Below are 17430 nucleotides of genomic sequence, written 5' to 3' on the forward strand. Positions count from 1 at the left end.
TAATTGATACCGACTCACAAGGTGTGAAGTTTCTGAAGTGTATACCCTATGTGTCTTGGCATTGAGTGAGAGATATAGAGGTATATGTCAATAAGTCACTGGAGACAAATACAATGAGCTATACATTACCTGCTTTACCTTATGCTTATGATGCGCTGGAACCTCATTTCGATAAGCAAACAATGGAAATCCATCACACCAAGCATCATCAAACCTACGTTAACAACACTAACACTGCGTTAGAAAAATTACCTGAACTGGCTAACCTAGACATTGATGATCTGATCCAACAATTGGATAAAGTTCCTGCTGATCAACGTACTTTTGTTCGTAACAATGCTGGTGGTCACTCAAACCACAGCCTGTTCTGGAAAGGCCTAAAATTAGGTACTGAACTAAGCGGTGATCTGAAAGCAGCTATCGAGCGTGATTTTGGTAGTGTTGACGCTTTCAAAGAACAATTTGAGAAAGCAGCAGCTTCTCGTTTTGGTTCTGGCTGGGCATGGCTAGTTCTAAAAGATGACGGTAAGCTAGCGGTTGTTTCTACAGCTAACCAAGACAGCCCTCTGATGGGTGAAGCGATTTCTGGTACTTCAGGTTACCCAATTATTGGCCTTGATGTTTGGGAACACGCTTATTATCTGAAATATCAAAACCGTCGTCCTGACTACATCAAAGCATTCTGGTCAGTCGTTAACTGGGATGAAGCTGCAAAACGTTTTGCAGAAAAAACTAAATAATTCATTAAATTAAATGATAATTAGATGGGCGTAACCCTTTTGGGGTTGCGCTTTTTTTATGCCTCTCTTTTTCTTTTTTCTATTAATCTCAGCTTTGTCTCGTTTTAATATCTTGTGTTTTGTTCATAATGTGTCTCATAAGTACAAAAAACAGATTGATATTCTATCCAGTAATAATTCAATAAAGTGAATGATAAGGGAGATAATATGGCGGCTGACATGGTTATGGGGATTGATCTTGGGACCAGTAATAGTGCAGTGAGTTTATGGATTGAAGGGCGAGCGGTATTAGTACCCAATAAACAAGGTGATGTTTTAACGCCATCTGTTGTTGCTCTTGATGATGATGACCAGATCTTGGTCGGAAAATTCGCTCGTGAACGTCTACAGAGTCACCCCCATTTAACCCAAGCCAGCTTTAAGCGCTTTATGGGCACGGACGCAACGTTATCATTAGGCTCTCTGACTTTTCGGGCTGAGGAGCTTTCTGCTTTATTATTACGGCAATTAAAAGAGGATGTTGAAGCTTGGCTTGGTTACCCCGTTAAAGATGCAGTGATCACGGTTCCTGCTTATTTTAATGATGTTCAGCGTCGGGCGGTTAAAACAGCGGGACAACTCGCTGGGCTAAATGTTTTAAGGTTATTGAATGAACCTACTGCGGCATCGTTGGCCTTTGGGTTACTCGAAAACAAAGAACACAAATACCTAACCTTTGACCTTGGTGGGGGAACGTTTGATGTTTCGATAATTGATATGTTTGAAGGCGTTATTGAGGTTTGCGCGAGTAGTGGCGATGTCCGTTTAGGCGGTGATGATTTCAGTGAAGCTATTTATCTGTGGATGTTAAAGCAGCATCCTGAACTGAAAGAAGCCCAAGCAGATATTCGCGCGGAATTACTCAAACAAGCAGAAACATTAAAAATCGCATTAGGTCAAAGCAATGAAGCGACGGCTTCGCTACGGTGGAATGATCAGGATTGGCATTGGACAATGACAGATCAGGAGCTAGCTTCTTGTTGTCAATCTTTATTAGCACGATTGCAACAACCTATTTTGCAGGCTTTGCATGATTCTCGTTTTACTCTTAATGATTTGGACGACATCTTATTAGTTGGTGGTGCAACACGAATGCCACTTATCCGACAAACGGTAGCGCGTCTGTTTGGACGTTTTCCTCGCCATGACCTTAATCCAGATGAAGCCGTTGCATTAGGTGCAGGGGTTCAAGCGGGTATGGTGATGGCAGATACAGCCCTTGATGATGTTATTTTAACCGACGTAATGCCATTTTCTTTGGGGATTGAAACCTCAAAAAGAAACGGAACCCATTATGATTCGGGTTATTTTTTACCTTTAATTGAGCGAAATACCTTTTTACCTGTGAGCAAGATGCAAACGGTCAGCACGATTGAAGATAACCAAAAAATGATTTTATTAAAGATTTATCAGGGGGAAGCGCGTCGCGTCCAAGATAACGTATTTTTGGGGGAGATGGCGATTGATATCCCTCAGAAGCCTGCTGGAGAAGTGGATATTGATGTCCGGTTTACCTATACCGTTGATGGATTACTAGAAGTTGAGTGTCGTTATCAAGGTAACCCTGAGGTGTTTCGGCTAGTGATAGAGAAAGTTCCGGGGCAAATGAATGAAGCGCAAATCGAACAAAGCTTATTAAAAATTGCTGATTTAAAACAGCATCCGAGGGATAGAAAAGAGAATCGCGTGTTATTGTCACGCTGTGCTCGGTTATATGAGTTTTTACTGGGTGAGGATCGCTATTGGATGGATCAAGTCACAACGGAGTTTGAAAGAGCGCTCGATAGCCAAGATCCACGCCGTATTGCGGCCATTCGTCAACAAGTGGAACAATTTTTGAGTCGCTATGAGGGAGACTCGCATTAATGAGTATATGGCAAACATTGGGAATCACTCAAACAAACGATGAAAAGGAAATTCGGCGTGCTTATGCGCGGCAGGTAAAAAAATATCGACCCGATAGCCACCCTGAAGAGTATCAACAATTACGTGAAGCTTTTGAGGAGGCAAAAAGATATGCCGCTTACGCTATTTATGATGATGAATCTGCCGATGATGAATATGTTGAAGAGCAGGCGAATATAGACGTTGATGTGCCTCATTTAGAAAGCCTCTTACACCAAGAGGCTGTTAATGAAGAAGCCGTTAATGATGATCAACAACAGCAAGAGCTGTCTGAAATTCAGATTACTTACCCATTTTCAGATGTGTTGTTAGATGATTATCAACCATCGATTAATGAATTACCGGTTGTTGAAACAGCTTATACCCAAGAGTTAATTGATTGGCTCGCGAAGCTGTTTATTATTGATGAAAACGCGGCAAAACGTGAATTAGTTGAATTGTGGGAAAACGTCTCTCAAAAAGGCAGTTTGCAGACACATCAGCAATTTCATCAAGATTTTGCGTGGGCATTATCAGAGCAAGAAGGTTTAACCGAAGCTGTTGTGGAACATGTTTCGTCTCTATTAGGCTGGCGGCTTGATGAATATAACTCAGAGCAAATTATCCCGTTTTATATTCAAAACGCATTAACTGAACAGCTACGCCAGACTGAGGTGGCTCGAGCATGGAAGCAGTGTCAGATTGATGCTGTCCATGGAGACTATATCGTTTCTCAATCTTTACGTGTACTGACGAGTAAAAATGAGAAAGTTTCTTATAAAGTTCGCTTGATACCTGGATTGATCCCTCAAATCGCTGAGCAAGTGAAACAACGAACCAGTGAATACCCAGAGCTAAAGGATAAATTTAACCCTGCTATTTTATCTTTCATACAGCAGCCTAGGCTAGCGTTCAACTGGCGCGGGGTCTTCTTATGTATTTTTTGGGGATTGTTATTGAACATGGTTGCTACTCAGCCTGATGTTAATAGCGGCGTGGCAATAGTTGCTGGTGTGATTATTTTATTCTATTTATTTTTCAATGACCTGATTATGTTTGGGCTTCATTCTAGGAAAAAAGCATTCACTGTATTTTTGGTCAGTGAATTTTTTATAACGTTATTCGTTATCCTGATCTTTTTTCTTGGTCTGTCTGAGGTACTCTTATTCTTTATCACTGGCTTGGATATTGGGCCTGCACATGGTGCACAAGCGATGGTGATTTTTATTCTTATGTGGCTTTTTTGGTATGCATGGCCGAAAGATAAACCTAGTATACGCAGACCGGGCATAATGATGTATCGGGTGTTTGCGAGTCCATGGAAATTTTTGGAGTACTTTAAGTTTTCATGGTTTTCACTCGTTTGGTTAGTTATTATCTATTTGATTTATTATAGTGCTATGCATAACTTATTGAAGTATTTTACAGAATTTCTAGTAAATTGAACTCTGATGCTCGTTCAACGTGATAATGATGAGTTCATTGAATTTAAAGCCACGATAAAGGTGTAATCGCAATGCAAATTCATCCTCAAGTCTATATCGGCGAAGTCAAAGCCACATTAGATTGTGGTCAGAGCGCTATTCATAAGCGTCAAGTGGATGGGCCGTTGCCATTAGGGCAATTAGGGCTTGAGGGAGATGAGCAAGCTGAAAAACGCTTTCATGGTGGCCCTGATCGGGCGCTATGCCATTATCCGGCAGAGCACTATCAATTCTGGGCTAATGCTTATCCTGAACTTGAATCTCTTTTTACGCCACCAGCGTTTGGTGAAAATATCTCGACTCAAGGTATGACAGAAGAGAATGTCTTTATTGGTGATATTTATGCTTGGGGTGATGCTCGTATTCAAGTCACCCAACCACGCTCGCCATGCTATAAGCTCAATGGCCTGACAGGCGTTGAAAACTTTGCTCAAATAATGCAAGAAAATGGTCGTTGTGGTTGGTTGTATCGAGTGATAAAGACGGGGTCAGTCAGTGCCGCAACACCGATCACCCTTTTAAGTCGTAATAGCGATATTTCTGTTCAAGAAGCGATTATGATCGCTTTTCATGCCCCATTCGATGAAGAGTTATATCAACGTTTGCTAGGAGCCGCGGGGCTGTCTGCAAGTTGGAGCCTGACGATGCAAAATAGGCTTGAGCATCGCCGTATTGAAGAGTTCAGCCATCGCTTATTTGGTAAGCGAGGCTGATATTCTTAAAGGCTGCCGCTGATAAATTGTTGATACCAAGGCTCACGGGCTAATAATTCTGCATGTGTTCCTTGGTCAACGATTTCGCCAGATGCCATCACAATAATATGATCGGCTTGGCTGGCAAGCATCGGTTGGTGAGTCACAACAATACGTGTCTGCTGGTTGGCAGTGAGTAGCTGTTCAATAACAGCGGCAGTATTGATGTAATCAAGGCTAGCTGTCGGCTCATCCATCAAAATAATATCAGGACGGCTTAATAGTAGTCTTGCAATACACAAACGTTGCCTTTGTCCACCAGAGAAAATTTGCCCGCCAGCACCTACATCTCCATCTAGTAAAGTATGATCTGCATCGATATTGAGTTGTTGAAGCATGGCGATGATTGATGGATCATCGATCTCTTCTGAACTGGCAGTCATATTTTGCCGTAAACTGCCTTTAAACAGCCGGTTATCTTGAAATAATATGCCTCGCTTACTACAGAGCACTGCTTGCGATAATTGAGCGATATCTTTATTGCCATACCGCACTACGCCTTGTGAAGGGTCTTGCAAGCGCGCCAACAAATTCAATAACGTGCTTTTTCCAGCGCCAGACGCCCCCACAATGGCCGTGAATGTATTTGCTTTAAAAGTTAAGTCGAGCGGTTTTAATAGGACTTTCCCCTCCTCTGTACGCTGAGATAAGGCGTTACAGCTCACGGTATTTTCAGATGGGGTTTGAGATGAACGAACAAAATTAAGCTCAGGTGTTTCCAGTGCTTGGGTTATCTGATTGAGCGATTTTTTAGCTTGGCGTAATGCTTGGTCTAAATGGGAAAGCAACCAGAGTGGCTCAATAAAACGCGCTAATAACAGCATGGCGGCTAACCACATAGGTAGGGTAAGTGTTTCACGATTGACCGCCAATAAGCCGAAAGTTAATAAGCCGATAAAGGTTACTTGAATAGCGAATGAAAACAGCAAATGAAAAGGCAAGCTACGGCGTTGAAGTTGTTTTTGTGTCTGATATTGCTGAGTCAGGCTCTGCTCTAAACCTTGTTGCTGCTGTTGACTGACACCCGCTCTGCGAAGCAGCGGTTGATGTGTGGCAAAGTGGCCTAATTCATCGATAACCTTCTGCTGTGAGGCGTGTACTTGCTTTTCGGCGAATGACACGTGTTTGGCGGAAAAACGTAAAATAAGTAATAACATGAAGCCAATCATTAGCAGGATGCTTCCTAGCCAAAAGTTCAGAATCAATGCCCCTAAGATCACGGTTAAAGGGGTGACAATACCGCTAATGATTGGGTGTAATAAGTGAGCAGGAATGGACATCACATGGGAAATTGGCCCAGAAACTAAACTTGTCGCACTCGGGATTGGTTTTAATGAGACAGGTAGATGGCGTATTAATGCATTGGTGAGCGTGCGCATAACAATGCCACCTGCAAGGTAGCCTTTCTGAGTGGCGATAAAAATAACGGTTAATGACACTAAGCTACTCACCAGTAGCCAAATCAGCGCACTTATATCGTCGGAGCCCCAATTGATGATCACAGGAACGAGTAGCAACCCGCTGATACCATCTAAGATAGCAGCGAATATCATCCATAATAGCGCACGACGGACGGTACTTAAGAACAGACGGATCATGCGGCGTCCTCCAATGCACTTAGTAATTGTTGATATTGGGGAGTATGTTCAGATAACTGTAGGTGTGTACCTTGAGCAATTATTTGTCCTTCTTCCAGTAAGATCACCGTATCTGCATGGCATAAATAGCTCAGATCATGGGTGACCAAGACTCGTGTACGCTGCTCTTGGTTTAAAAGCTGGAAAAATAATTCGGCATTTTGCGGATCTAATGCAGATGTTGGCTCATCAAACAACAAAATAGGGGCTTTAGAGAGCAGCACGCGAGCGATGGCTAAACGTTGAGCTTCACCACCTGATAAGGTGATATCATGACCGACTAAACTGTCTAGCCCCTTTGGTAATTGCTGGAGCCGTGTTAGTAGATTTAATTTTTCAAGGTAGTCAGTGATTTCGACCGCTGTCGCATCGGGGGCAAATAGCTGTAGATTTTCTTTCAGCGAACACGGCATAGGTTGAGTATTCTGCATCACGATAGATACTTGCTGGTTTAACCCTGCTAATGAGAATTGAGGTAGGGGCGTCGTATTAAAGTATAACTCGCCACGAGTTGGGTCGAGGAACCGTGCCATCAATTGTAAAAGTGTACTTTTTCCTGCTCCCGATGCACCAACAATAGCGACAAGCTGACCGGGTTGAATGGTTAAGTTGATGTTAGAGAGTAAAGTTTTATCCTGTACACAATAATCCACATCGTGAATATGAACGGCACAAGGCGCTCCTTGCAGTGATTTATCACCATACTGCATTTCTGTTTGCTCAAGAAAATGGCGAATACGCTCTGAAGCGGCGACTGCATGGTTGAGGGCATCGGCACCGTGCCCCATGGCAGCGATTGGAGCGGTAATGCTATGCATCAAAAGAATAAACAACACCATTTGCGACAGTGACACCGAGGTCGGCACTACCAACGACCCAATAATCACCCATAACGTCAGTAATGTGGTACTCATTCCAATTTGAGTCAGTGAACTGAATGCGCCGATTTTGTTAATCCAGCGATTAAAGGCCACGAGAAAAGCGGAGAGTGCTTGTGTCACAGCAAGTTGAATGGCGCGGTTTGGAAACTGTCTTGCAAGTAATGGGTTATCGGCAAACTCTGCATATTGAGCATATAAATTCCCCATCGTCTGGTCACGAGCAGTGAATAGCGATTGATAACGTGGTGAGCGTAGCTGGCGGAAAAGGTAAATGGTGATGATTAAAGGAAGTAGGCAAAAAATCATTAATGCCCAGTTGGTCCATAATAAGATCAGCGTTGCAGTTATTGGAACGACAAACAGTTGAGCCAAGTCGGCAGGTGCATGGGCGGTGAGTTGATGCAGCAAGCGCACATCGCGATCAACAATTTTTTGGATCCCTTCTTTACCTGAATAAACAAATTCACTCAAAGGAAGTCGATTGAGTTTATTGAGTATTTTTAGCCTTAATTGATAGCACAATTGGTTATCCGTTTGATGGGTTAGGTATAGGGCAAGTGTTTGACAAACGAGCCATACGACTCCGCTAATAAATGCAATAATGACCCAAGTGTTCCCTTGTTCAACAGGGGATAAGGCGATTTGGCTAATTGCAACCCAAGGGATCAGGGAGCTAATGCCAGCGATAGCTTGTAAAATAACAGCAAATATTAAAACAAAACGATAAGGGCGTAACAATGCCCAAAGTGCGCGGTACATAGAAACCTCCATAGCCGGGTAGTTACTTTAATTGATTTCCTTGTTTAACTGGCAATGAGTTGTTTCGATACCGAAACTATTTGTTTGGCTAACGGGTCTTATTGACGGGGTAAATGGCGTAATTTAAGCAGACTTATTATCGATTTTCAGTAATATAAATAGGTTTTAGTAAAAAGGGGAATAGGGATGCGGTACGATTTAAATGACCTCTACTACTATGTCAAAGTAGTCGAGCATGGCGGGTTTTCACAAGCAGGTCTTGCTTTGGGGATCCCGAAATCTAAACTTAGCCGCCGTATTGCTGATCTTGAGCAGAAACTCAATGTTTCCTTAATTTATCGTTCAACACGCCAGTTCCATGTGACTGAAATCGGCCAAACCTTTTATCAACAATGCAAAAATGTTGTCGATGAAGCGAAAATTGCTGAGGAGCTGATCTGCTCTGTACAAACTGACCCGAAAGGGATCATTAAATTGTCTTGTCCTGTCGCTTTACTTCAAGTGTATCTGCAAGATTTATTAGTCGATTTTATGGTGAAGTATCCGGAGATCAATGTACAAATCTTAGCAGTTAATCGGCCCGTTGATGTGATCAGTGAAGGGTTAGATATGGCGCTGCGAGTGCGTTCGCTGCCGTTAGATGATTCGGGTTTAATGATGAAAGTATTGGGTTATTCACGGCGGGTTTTGGTCGCTAGCCCGTTGTTATTTAAAGGCGGAGAGCCGCTGCAACAACCCGAAGAGTTAGTGAATTACCCAATATTGGCAAATACCGAACATTCCCAAAATTATACGGTGACACTGAAAAACAGTGAGGACTTAAGCTTCACTCAGCACTTTATCCCCAAATTAGCAACAACCGATATTTTGACCTTGTATAAAGCCGCATTAAAGGGAATTGGTATTGCTCGATTGCCTTATGGTGTGGTGGAAAAAGACTTAAGTTCAGGGGCATTGATTGAGATATTACCTGAATGGCGTTTTCCTGAAGATATTATTCATGCGGTTTACCCATCAAGAAAAGGTTTATTGCCATCAGTACAACTATTATTAAATTATTTGGCTGAGAATATTTCACCAACTGTTAAATCATCATAATCCATCACCGTAAAAAGATAACTCCTCAATAGTCACCCTATCGAGGAGTTATTATCTTATTGATTTTGAGGGATTCGGCCAAATTTACCACGATTAAAATCATTAACCGCTTCGATAATTTCTTTATCGCTATTCATCACAAAGGGACCATAGCCGACAACGGGTTCATCAATGGGCTCACCGCTTAAGAAGAGTACAACAGCATCTTCCGTGGCTTCCATAACAATATTACTGTCACTACTATCAAGGATGAGCAGCTCTCCCTCATTTAAACTAGCGTGACCATCAACAATTAACGAGCCATGTAACATCACTAAACCAACATTACGGCCGGCTTTAGTTTGTAACCCTACTGTTTTACCTTTTTTCAGTTTGAGATCCCAAACATCTAAAGGGGTAAATGTACGTGCAGCACCATTATTTCCTAGATAGTTACCTGCAATGACGCGTAAATAGCCTGCATCATTAGGTAAAGCAATATTCGGAATATGGCTACTTTTTAGCAGTTGGTATCCCGGAGACGCCAATTTATCTTTAGCCGGTAAGTTGACCCACAGTTGCACCATATCTAAGGTGCCGCCATTTTTCATAAAATCATCGGATTGGTATTCTTGATGTAAAATACCGGATGCCGCAGTCATCCACTGAACATCTCCTGGACCAATCACGCCCCCTTCACCTGTAGAATCATGATGTGCAACCTCACCATCATAGACGATAGTTACCGTTTCGAACCCTTTGTGCGGATGCTCTCCAACACCACGGTTCTCAGCATCTGAGCTTGGGAAGGTAAAAGGCCCCGCTCTATCAAGTAAAAGAAATGGGTTGAGATATTTCCCGTGGTTGTTATAGCTAAATAATGAGCGAACAGGGAAGCCATCTCCAACCCAATGACTGCGAGGTGCGTTATAAATACCAATGATCTTTTTCATGGTTATGCTCCTAAAATAGATTCTGATGTATTTATCATAGGGGCACGATTTCGTTATCAGTAGTGGTAAAAATAGGTTTCATTGTTTCATTACTAGAACAATAGTTCTGGTTTCCATTATCCTATTTTTAGAACAGTGTTTACTAAAAACCGGACTACTCAACAAAAAATCGATGAATTAATGTAAATAACAAGAGAGCGGGGCAACGATTGTTCTATTTCTCGTTTAAAAGCATTTCATTATTTTATTGATTGAGAGGTTTCATTATGAGTAATCCGGCAAACTTCAATGGACAGCGTCCTGTTATTAATCCAGATGATGCAGTGATGTTATTGATAGACCATCAAAGTGGTTTGTTCCAAACTGTCGGTGATATGCCAATGACAGAGCTGCGAGCGCGTGCTGCTGTTCTCGCAAAAATAGCTTCATTGGCAAAAATGCCTGTCATCACAACAGCATCTGTACCACAAGGCCCGAATGGCCCTCTGATCCCTGAAATTCACCAAAATGCGCCACATGCACAATATATTGCACGTCGCGGTGAAATCAACGCATGGGATAACCCTGAATTTGTTGAAGCAGTTAAAGCAACGGGTAAAAAACAACTGATTATCGCGGGCACGATAACCAGTGTTTGCATGGCTTTCCCTGCTATTAGTGCGGTAGCTGACGGTTACCAAGTTTTTGTCGTCATTGATGCATCTGGTACTTATAGCAAAATGGCACAAGAAATCACCTTAGCACGCATGGTCCAAGCTGGTGTGGTACCAATGGATACAGCCGCGGTCGCGTCTGAAATTCAGAAAACGTGGAATCGTGAAGATGCGGCAGAATGGGCACAAGCTTACACGCAAATTTTCCCTGCATATCAACTGCTCATTGAAAGCTATATGAAAGCTCAAGATGTTTTGAAAAACAATGAGCAATTAGATTCAGAACGCTAAGCCTTATTTTTAACTCGAATTATCCGTAGCCTTTACTAAAAGTAGAGGCTACCTATCTGTATTAATTTAGATAAAACAAATAATTAGGATGTATTCCATGAAAAAGATTGTATTGCCATTATTGGCTTCACTATTGGTAGCCGGTACTGCTCAAGCCGCAAATTATCAGTTAGATCCAACCCATACTAAAGCGGTTTTCTATATTGATCACTTTAATACATCGACCAATAGCGGTGGTTTCTACAACATTCGTGGTGATATGAGCTATTCCCCAGAAAAAAACAAGGGAAGCATTAATGTCAAAATCCCAGCGGAGACATTAAATACCGGTCTAACAGCGTTTGATAACCATATTAAGAGCGCCGATATGTTAGATGTAGCGAAATACCCAACCATCGAATTTAAATCAACTAAATGGAACTTTGCGGATAATAAACCTGTTTCTATTGATGGCATTTTAACCATGAAAGGACAGTCTCATCCCGTTCAGTTGAAAACAACGAAATTCGGCTGTTATTTCAGTCCTATTTTTAAAGCGGATGTTTGTGGTGGTGACTTTGAAACGACCATTGACCGTACAAAATGGGGGGTGGATTTCCTTGCAAAAGAGGGAATGGCAAAAGAGGTAGTGATAAAAATACAAGCGGAAGCTATCAAACAATAAGTTGAGGAGGTGGAGTATGTTACACAGAGCAAAAAAACAGCCCATCGCGGTGATGTCATCGGCGATACTGGCTTTGACCTTATCCGTTGGGGCTGCACAAGCCGCGGATTATCAAGCGAGTACCAAAGAAGGACCGATTAAAATTATCAATTTAGATGAGCTAGAAGACCAAGTTGCGAAAAACATGGAAAAAGGGGCTTTTGGCTATATTCGAGGTGGGGCCGAAGATGAGCTGAACTTAGATAAAAATACGCGTAGCTTTGATAGAAAATACATTATGCCGTGGGTAATGCAGGGGATTGAAATTAAAGATATTGACTTATCAACCCAATTTTTAGGGATTGATTTAAAAACGCCAATTATTCAAGCCCCAATGGCAGCTCAAGGTTTGGCCCATCAAGACGGTGAAATTGCGACAGCCAAAGGGATGGCGAAAGCTGGCTCAATTTTTTCATTAAGTACTTATGGTAACAAGACTATTGAAGAAGTCGCCGAAGTTTCAGGGGAAAGCCCATTCTTCTTCCAACTTTATATGAGCAAGAATAATGCTTTCAATGAGTTTACCTTGAAACGAGCTAAAGAGAGTGGTGCTAAAGCGATTATTTTAACGGTGGATTCGCCTGTTGGTGGCTATCGCGAAGATGATATTCGCAATAACTTCCAATTCCCACTTGGTTTTGCCAATTTAGAACTGTTCGCTAAACAAAATGATGATGGCTCTAAAACAGGTAAAGGGGCTGGGATCAGCGAAATTTATGCTCAAGCTAAACAAGCCTTTACCCCAGCAGATATTGCTTACGTGAAAAAACTATCGGGTTTGCCTGTGATAGTGAAAGGGATCCAATCACCTGAAGATGCAGATAGAGTGATCAAGGCTGGTGCAGATGCGATTTGGGTATCTAACCATGGTGGGCGACAATTAGATAGCGGCCCAGCTTCTTTTGATGTTTTGCCTTCCATTGCAAAAGTGGTCAACAAACGTGTTCCTATTGTTTTTGATAGTGGTGTTCGCCGTGGCTCCCATGTGTTTAAAGCGCTAGCAAGTGGTGCTGATGTTGTCGCGGTGGGTCGTCCAATTTTATATGGATTAAATTTAGGGGGCGCGGAAGGGGTGAATTCCGTTATTCAGCAACTGAATAAAGAATTATCCATTAATATGATGTTGGGTGGCGCGAAAAATATTGAAAGTGTAAAAGCAACGAAGCTTTATACCGATATGGATTTTCAATAAATTTCATTAAGTGAAAAAACGGGAGATGCCTCCCGTTTTTTTATGCTATTAAGATAATTAGATGCTAAATCCACCATCAATATTTAAGCTTGCACCTGTGATATAAGCAGCGGCAGGGCTGGCTAAATAAACGACAAAACTGGCTATTTCATCGGCGCTGGCATAACGTTTTAATGCCATGATCTGTTTTAAACTCTCTGCAAACTCACCTTGTTCAGGATTCATGTCCGTGTTGACAGGACCGGGCTGGATATTATTCACAGTAATGCCTCGGCTAGCGACATCACGAGCCATCCCTTTAGTAAGCCCTACGATAGCGGCTTTGCTCATCGCATAAGCACTACCGCCTTCAAATGGTACTCTTTGTGCGTTAATGCTACCAATATGAATAATGCGCCCATTATTATTCATCACTTCTAATGCAGCTTGGCTGGCAATAAATAGGCTGCGAACATTGAGGTGATAGGAGCGATCGAACGCTTCTAATGATAGGGTATCTAATGTTCCTAGCTCTAAAGTACCAACATTGTTAACTAAGATATCAAGGCTACCAAATGTATTGGCGGCTTGTGTGATGGCGGCTTTTATTTCATTTTCATCAGCGCTATTTGCTTTGATTGCCAATACGTTACCTGAAAATTGCTCAATTTCAGCCACTAAAGCTTTAGCTTTATCGTCAGAAGAGGCGTAGGTAAAAGCGACACTGGCCCCAGCTTGAGCAAATTGTTTGACGATAGCAGCACCGATACCTCTTGATCCACCTTGAACAAAAGCATATTTATTTTTGAATAACATAGATTCACCTTAACGTTATTACATATCAATGAGTGAGCTATTTGACTGAGAAAAGCACAGAGACACCAGAGAGATAAATCGATGAGGTTGTTGAAAATAATTGAAGGTGAAGAGAAAGGTGAGTTTTTAAATTAAAAGCCCTTACCTTTTAGAAGAGATAAGGGCGTGTATGAATTACAGCTGAGGGCGTTTTACAAAACCAATGGCTTCATAAACTTTATCAACGGTTTCTTGCGCGCGTGCTGCCGCTTTGGTTGCGCCTTCATCCATAATTTTGTTGAGCAGCGCTTCGTCATTACGGAATTGATGATAACGCTCTTGGAGTGTAGCCAACATGCCAGAGACGGCATCTGCCACTGCCCCTTTAAGATGACCGTACATTTGACCTTCAAATTCGGCTTCAAGCTCGGCAATCTTTTTACCCGTTACGCCAGATAAAATATCTAGCAGGTTTGAAACACCTGGTTTGTTTTCGATGTCATAACGAACACGAGGCGGCTCTTCTGAGTCAGTGACCGCACGTTTGATTTTTTTCGCTGCTGATTTTGGATCTTCAAGCAGGGCGATAACGTTATTGCGGTTATCATCAGACTTAGACATTTTCTTCATTGGATCTTGCAAAGCCATGACACGAGCGCCACCTCCAGTCGGAATAAAAGGATCTGGCACGGTAAAGATATCGCCATAAATCGCGTTAAAACGCTGTGCAATATCACGGCTTAACTCAAGATGCTGTTTTTGGTCGATACCAACAGGAACTTGGTTAGTTTGATAAAGTAAAATATCGGCAGCCATTAATACAGGATAATCAAATAAACCAGCGTTAATGTTTTCTGCATGACGCGCTGATTTATCTTTAAATTGTGTCATACGGCTTAGTTCGCCGAAGTAAGTGTAACAGTTTAGCGCCCAGCTAAGTTGCGCATGTTGCGGCACATGGGATTGAACAAAAATAGTGCTTTTATTCGGGTCAATGCCACAAGCGAGGTAGAGTGCTAAGGTATCGAGGGTTCTTTTGCGTAGCTCGTCAGGGTCTTGACGTACAGTGATCGCATGTTGGTCAACGATACAATAGATGCAGTCGTAATCATCTTGCATTTGTACCCACTGACGTAGCGCACCCATGTAGTTACCGATGGTCAATTCACCGGAAGGCTGCGCGCCGCTGAATACGATAGGTTTTTGGGTTTGCTTTTGTTTTTCAGTGGGTTCACTCATTTCTTTTTATATCCTTTAATTATTTTGTGTCAGATAAACCGATGGTAGGCAGGATATCTGAAAAGTGTGTTAATACACAGTCAGGCTCACTCAGAGCGATTGATTCACCATAGTTATAACCGTAAGTTAGGCCAACGCTAGGGCATTGTGCGCTTTTTGCCGCAATAATATCATTACGGGAATCACCGACAAAAAGCAATTCCTCTTTACGTAAACCAAGCTTGCCCATGGTGAGATACAGTGGCGCTGGGTGTGGCTTTTTCTCTTTCACATCATCGCCGCCAAGCACTAACGAAAAATAGCGATCAATGGCTAATTTTTCCAGTAATGGCGCGATAAAAGGTGTGGGTTTATTGGTCACTATGGCCATAGGGATGTTATGGAATGCGAGCTTTTCTAACGTCTCTTTGACTTCTGGAAATAGTTCGCTGCCCGTTGTCACAGCGGTGGCATAGAATTTATCAAAACTGTCACGGGTCGCTTGGTGAAGCTCGGGAGTGATGGTTGCTCCCGCCCATGTTAATGCGCGTTCAATCATGACATCGGCACCGTTACCTACCCAAATTGAAACACGCTCTTTCCCTGCTGGTGGAAAACCTTGTTCTTTTAATGCGTTATCTAGCGCTTCAGCTAATCCACCGGCACTGTCAACGAGAGTACCATCTAAATCAAAGGCAATTGCTTTGATGTTTTCTAAACTCGGTTGTGTCATTGAGATACCTTTTGTAATTCCTTACGCATTTGGTCAATGACGGTTTTGTAATCAGGCTGACCAAAAATTGCAGATCCTGCAACAAAGGTGTCGGCACCAGCAGCGGCAATTTCGGCAATATTATCAACTTTAACACCGCCATCGATTTCTAAACGAATATCATAGCCACTTTCATCGATCATTTTACGGACTTGGCGCAATTTAGTCAGCGTATGTGGAATAAAGGATTGACCACCAAAGCCTGGGTTTACCGACATGAGTAGGATCATATCGACTTTATCCATCACATACTCTAGGTGGCTCAATGGTGTTGCTGGGTTGAAAACGAGGCCAGCAGTACAGCCATGTTCTTTGATTAACTGTAGTGTTCTATCGACATGTTCGCTGGCTTCAACGTGGAAGCTGATATGATTTGCGCCTGCTTTTGCAAAGTCAGGGATAATTCTGTCGACAGGTTTAACCATCAAGTGGACATCGATTGGCGCAGTAATTCCGTAGTCGCGTAGGGCTTTACAAATCGGTGCACCGAACGTGAGGTTAGGAACATAGTGGTTGTCCATAACGTCAAAATGCACGATATCCGCGCCAGCGGCTAGTACTTTTGCGGTATCTTCGCCTAAACGGGCAAAATCTGCAGATAAAATAGATGGGGCAATGAGAAAATCTTTCATTATTGTCTCCGATTATTTAAACGTCACCTGAGAGTCATTCCACGCCAGACGAGAGGCGCTTGATGTTTTTCTTATCAGCGTTTTTGGGGAGTTTTAGCGCAGGCTCCCCGTTATATAGTGCCAACAACTCATTGACTTTCGCGCGATTAAGTATGTTTCGACTGATTGTTCGACGCACTTTGACAATGTGTAATTTAGCTTGATGATACCACTCTCTTGTTGCTGGCGTGTCATGATTTGAAATCAGAACCGGAATTTTGCGATCTGAAGACAAATAATGGGCTAATCGCGCAAGATTTTGTTGTTCTTGAGCGCTAAAGGCATTGGTGTGATAGGCCGTAAAGTTCGCTGTTTCGGAAAGCGGAGCATACGGAGGGTCACAATAAACGACCGAGCCTGATTCCGCAGATAGCAGCGTACTTTCATAATCTTGGGTCACAAAGGTCGCTTTTTGCGCTTTATCGGCAAACCACAGTAGTTCTTCTTCTGGAAAGTAGGGCTTTTTATAACGACCAAAAGGCACATTAAATTCGCCGCGTGAATTATAACGACATAGCCCGTTGTAGCAGTGGCGATTTAGATATAAAAATAATACGCTACGTTTGATAGGGTCTGTAGATTGGTTAAATTCTTGACGTTTAATGTAATACTGCTCGGCGGTATTAAATTCAGGCGTAAAGATCTCGCGTACTTCTCCGATGAAAGAGTCTGTACGGTATTTTACGGTATTGTAGAGGTTAATGAGGTCGCTGTTGATATCAGCTAGGACATAAGCATCGTAGCTGGTATTTAGGAAAACAGAACCTGCTCCTACAAAGGGCTCGATCAAGCAATCACCCTGTGGAAGATGTTTTTTGATATCTTCCACTAGAGGGTATTTGCCGCCGGCCCATTTCAAAAAAGCGCGTGTTTTTTTCATGCCGTCTTATTGTTACAAACGTTTAGAGTAGTATTGGGTACTCTGTCAGGACAGCATAATGCGCCCGCTA

At 42.4% G+C, this 17430-nt stretch carries 16 protein-coding genes; 8 read left to right on the top strand and 8 right to left on the bottom strand.

All coding sequences use genetic code 11. The annotated features are described in order from the left end of the window. Window positions 1-113 precede the first annotated feature (113 nt). The 4 genes from sodA (at window position 114) to yiiM (ending at window position 4860) form a co-directional block, all read left to right on the top strand. Window positions 114-740, top strand: a complete 627-nt coding sequence (sodA, locus tag M1E93_RS00355) for a superoxide dismutase [Mn] (RefSeq protein ID WP_014657135.1) — start codon at window positions 114-116, stop codon at window positions 738-740. 207 nt (window positions 741-947) lie between these two features. Further along, window positions 948-2645 (top strand): Hsp70 family protein, encoded by a 1698-nt coding sequence (locus M1E93_RS00360; RefSeq protein ID WP_014657134.1) that lies wholly within the window; start codon window positions 948-950, stop codon window positions 2643-2645. Continuing rightward, on the top strand, window positions 2645-4108 hold the full coding sequence (locus M1E93_RS00365; RefSeq protein ID WP_053110897.1) for a J domain-containing protein: 1464 nt from the start codon (window positions 2645-2647) through the stop codon (window positions 4106-4108). The genes M1E93_RS00360 and M1E93_RS00365 overlap by 1 nt, the downstream gene beginning before the upstream one ends. Before the next feature lie 71 nt (window positions 4109-4179). Further along, complete coding sequence (gene yiiM / locus M1E93_RS00370) at window positions 4180-4860, top strand: 6-hydroxyaminopurine reductase (protein ID WP_004916078.1); 681 nt, start codon at window positions 4180-4182, stop codon at window positions 4858-4860. A gap of 5 nt (window positions 4861-4865) precedes the next feature. On the opposite strand, the gene M1E93_RS00375 is transcribed toward yiiM, so the two are convergent. Together M1E93_RS00375 and M1E93_RS00380 are read right to left on the bottom strand one after the other, a co-directional pair. Then, entirely contained in the window at window positions 4866-6497 is a 1632-nt protein-coding gene (locus M1E93_RS00375) for an ATP-binding cassette domain-containing protein (RefSeq protein ID WP_053110896.1), read from the bottom strand. Next, on the bottom strand, window positions 6494-8176 hold the full coding sequence (locus M1E93_RS00380) for an ABC transporter ATP-binding protein (protein ID WP_040132633.1): 1683 nt from the start codon (window positions 8174-8176) through the stop codon (window positions 6494-6496). Before M1E93_RS00380 ends, M1E93_RS00375 begins: the two co-directional genes overlap by 4 nt. A gap of 186 nt (window positions 8177-8362) precedes the next feature. On the opposite strand from M1E93_RS00380, the gene M1E93_RS00385 reads away from it, so the two are divergent. After that, window positions 8363-9274 carry a LysR substrate-binding domain-containing protein gene (locus M1E93_RS00385; RefSeq protein WP_169342353.1) on the top strand — a complete coding sequence of 304 codons (912 nt, stop codon included), beginning with the start codon at window positions 8363-8365 and terminating at the stop codon, window positions 9272-9274. Between the two features lie 56 nt (window positions 9275-9330). On the opposite strand, the gene M1E93_RS00390 is transcribed toward M1E93_RS00385, so the two are convergent. Then, a complete protein-coding gene (locus M1E93_RS00390) occupies window positions 9331-10206 on the bottom strand; it encodes a pirin family protein (protein WP_004916075.1) in 876 nt (291 codons plus the stop codon). Between the two features lie 266 nt (window positions 10207-10472). Between M1E93_RS00390 and M1E93_RS00395 the strand changes: the two genes are divergently transcribed. The 3 genes from M1E93_RS00395 (at window position 10473) to M1E93_RS00405 (ending at window position 13045) form a co-directional block, all read left to right on the top strand. Beyond that, the gene (locus tag M1E93_RS00395) at window positions 10473-11150 is read left to right on the top strand and encodes a hydrolase (RefSeq protein ID WP_004916074.1); all 678 of its coding nucleotides are present in this window, start codon (window positions 10473-10475) and stop codon (window positions 11148-11150) included. Window positions 11151-11247: 97 nt separating this feature from the next. Continuing rightward, the gene (locus M1E93_RS00400) at window positions 11248-11814 is read left to right on the top strand and encodes a YceI family protein (RefSeq protein ID WP_004916073.1); all 567 of its coding nucleotides are present in this window, start codon (window positions 11248-11250) and stop codon (window positions 11812-11814) included. A 52-nt stretch (window positions 11815-11866) separates the two neighbouring features. Continuing rightward, entirely contained in the window at window positions 11867-13045 is a 1179-nt protein-coding gene (locus M1E93_RS00405) for a lactate oxidase (protein WP_426207270.1), read from the top strand. A 57-nt stretch (window positions 13046-13102) separates the two neighbouring features. Here M1E93_RS00405 and M1E93_RS00410 read toward each other — a convergent pair whose 3' ends face one another. The 5 genes from M1E93_RS00410 to dam form a co-directional block, all read right to left on the bottom strand. Then, window positions 13103-13840 carry a 3-oxoacyl-ACP reductase family protein gene (locus M1E93_RS00410; RefSeq protein WP_004916069.1) on the bottom strand — a complete coding sequence of 246 codons (738 nt, stop codon included), beginning with the start codon at window positions 13838-13840 and terminating at the stop codon, window positions 13103-13105. Window positions 13841-14014: 174 nt separating this feature from the next. Then, window positions 14015-15058, bottom strand: coding sequence for a tryptophan--tRNA ligase (gene trpS, locus M1E93_RS00415; RefSeq protein WP_004916068.1), 1044 nt, complete (start codon window positions 15056-15058; stop codon window positions 14015-14017). 19 nt (window positions 15059-15077) lie between these two features. Beyond that, complete coding sequence (locus M1E93_RS00420; RefSeq protein ID WP_104873096.1) at window positions 15078-15770, bottom strand: phosphoglycolate phosphatase; 693 nt, start codon at window positions 15768-15770, stop codon at window positions 15078-15080. After that, window positions 15767-16441 (bottom strand): ribulose-phosphate 3-epimerase, encoded by a 675-nt coding sequence (rpe, locus tag M1E93_RS00425; RefSeq protein WP_004916064.1) that lies wholly within the window; start codon window positions 16439-16441, stop codon window positions 15767-15769. Before rpe ends, M1E93_RS00420 begins: the two co-directional genes overlap by 4 nt. Window positions 16442-16475: 34 nt before the next feature. Beyond that, window positions 16476-17360, bottom strand: coding sequence for an adenine-specific DNA-methyltransferase (dam, locus tag M1E93_RS00430; protein WP_004916061.1), 885 nt, complete (start codon window positions 17358-17360; stop codon window positions 16476-16478). Window positions 17361-17430 lie beyond the last annotated feature (70 nt).

This window comes from Providencia sp. PROV272, assembly GCF_049901975.1.
Classification (GTDB): domain Bacteria; phylum Pseudomonadota; class Gammaproteobacteria; order Enterobacterales; family Enterobacteriaceae; genus Providencia; species Providencia stuartii.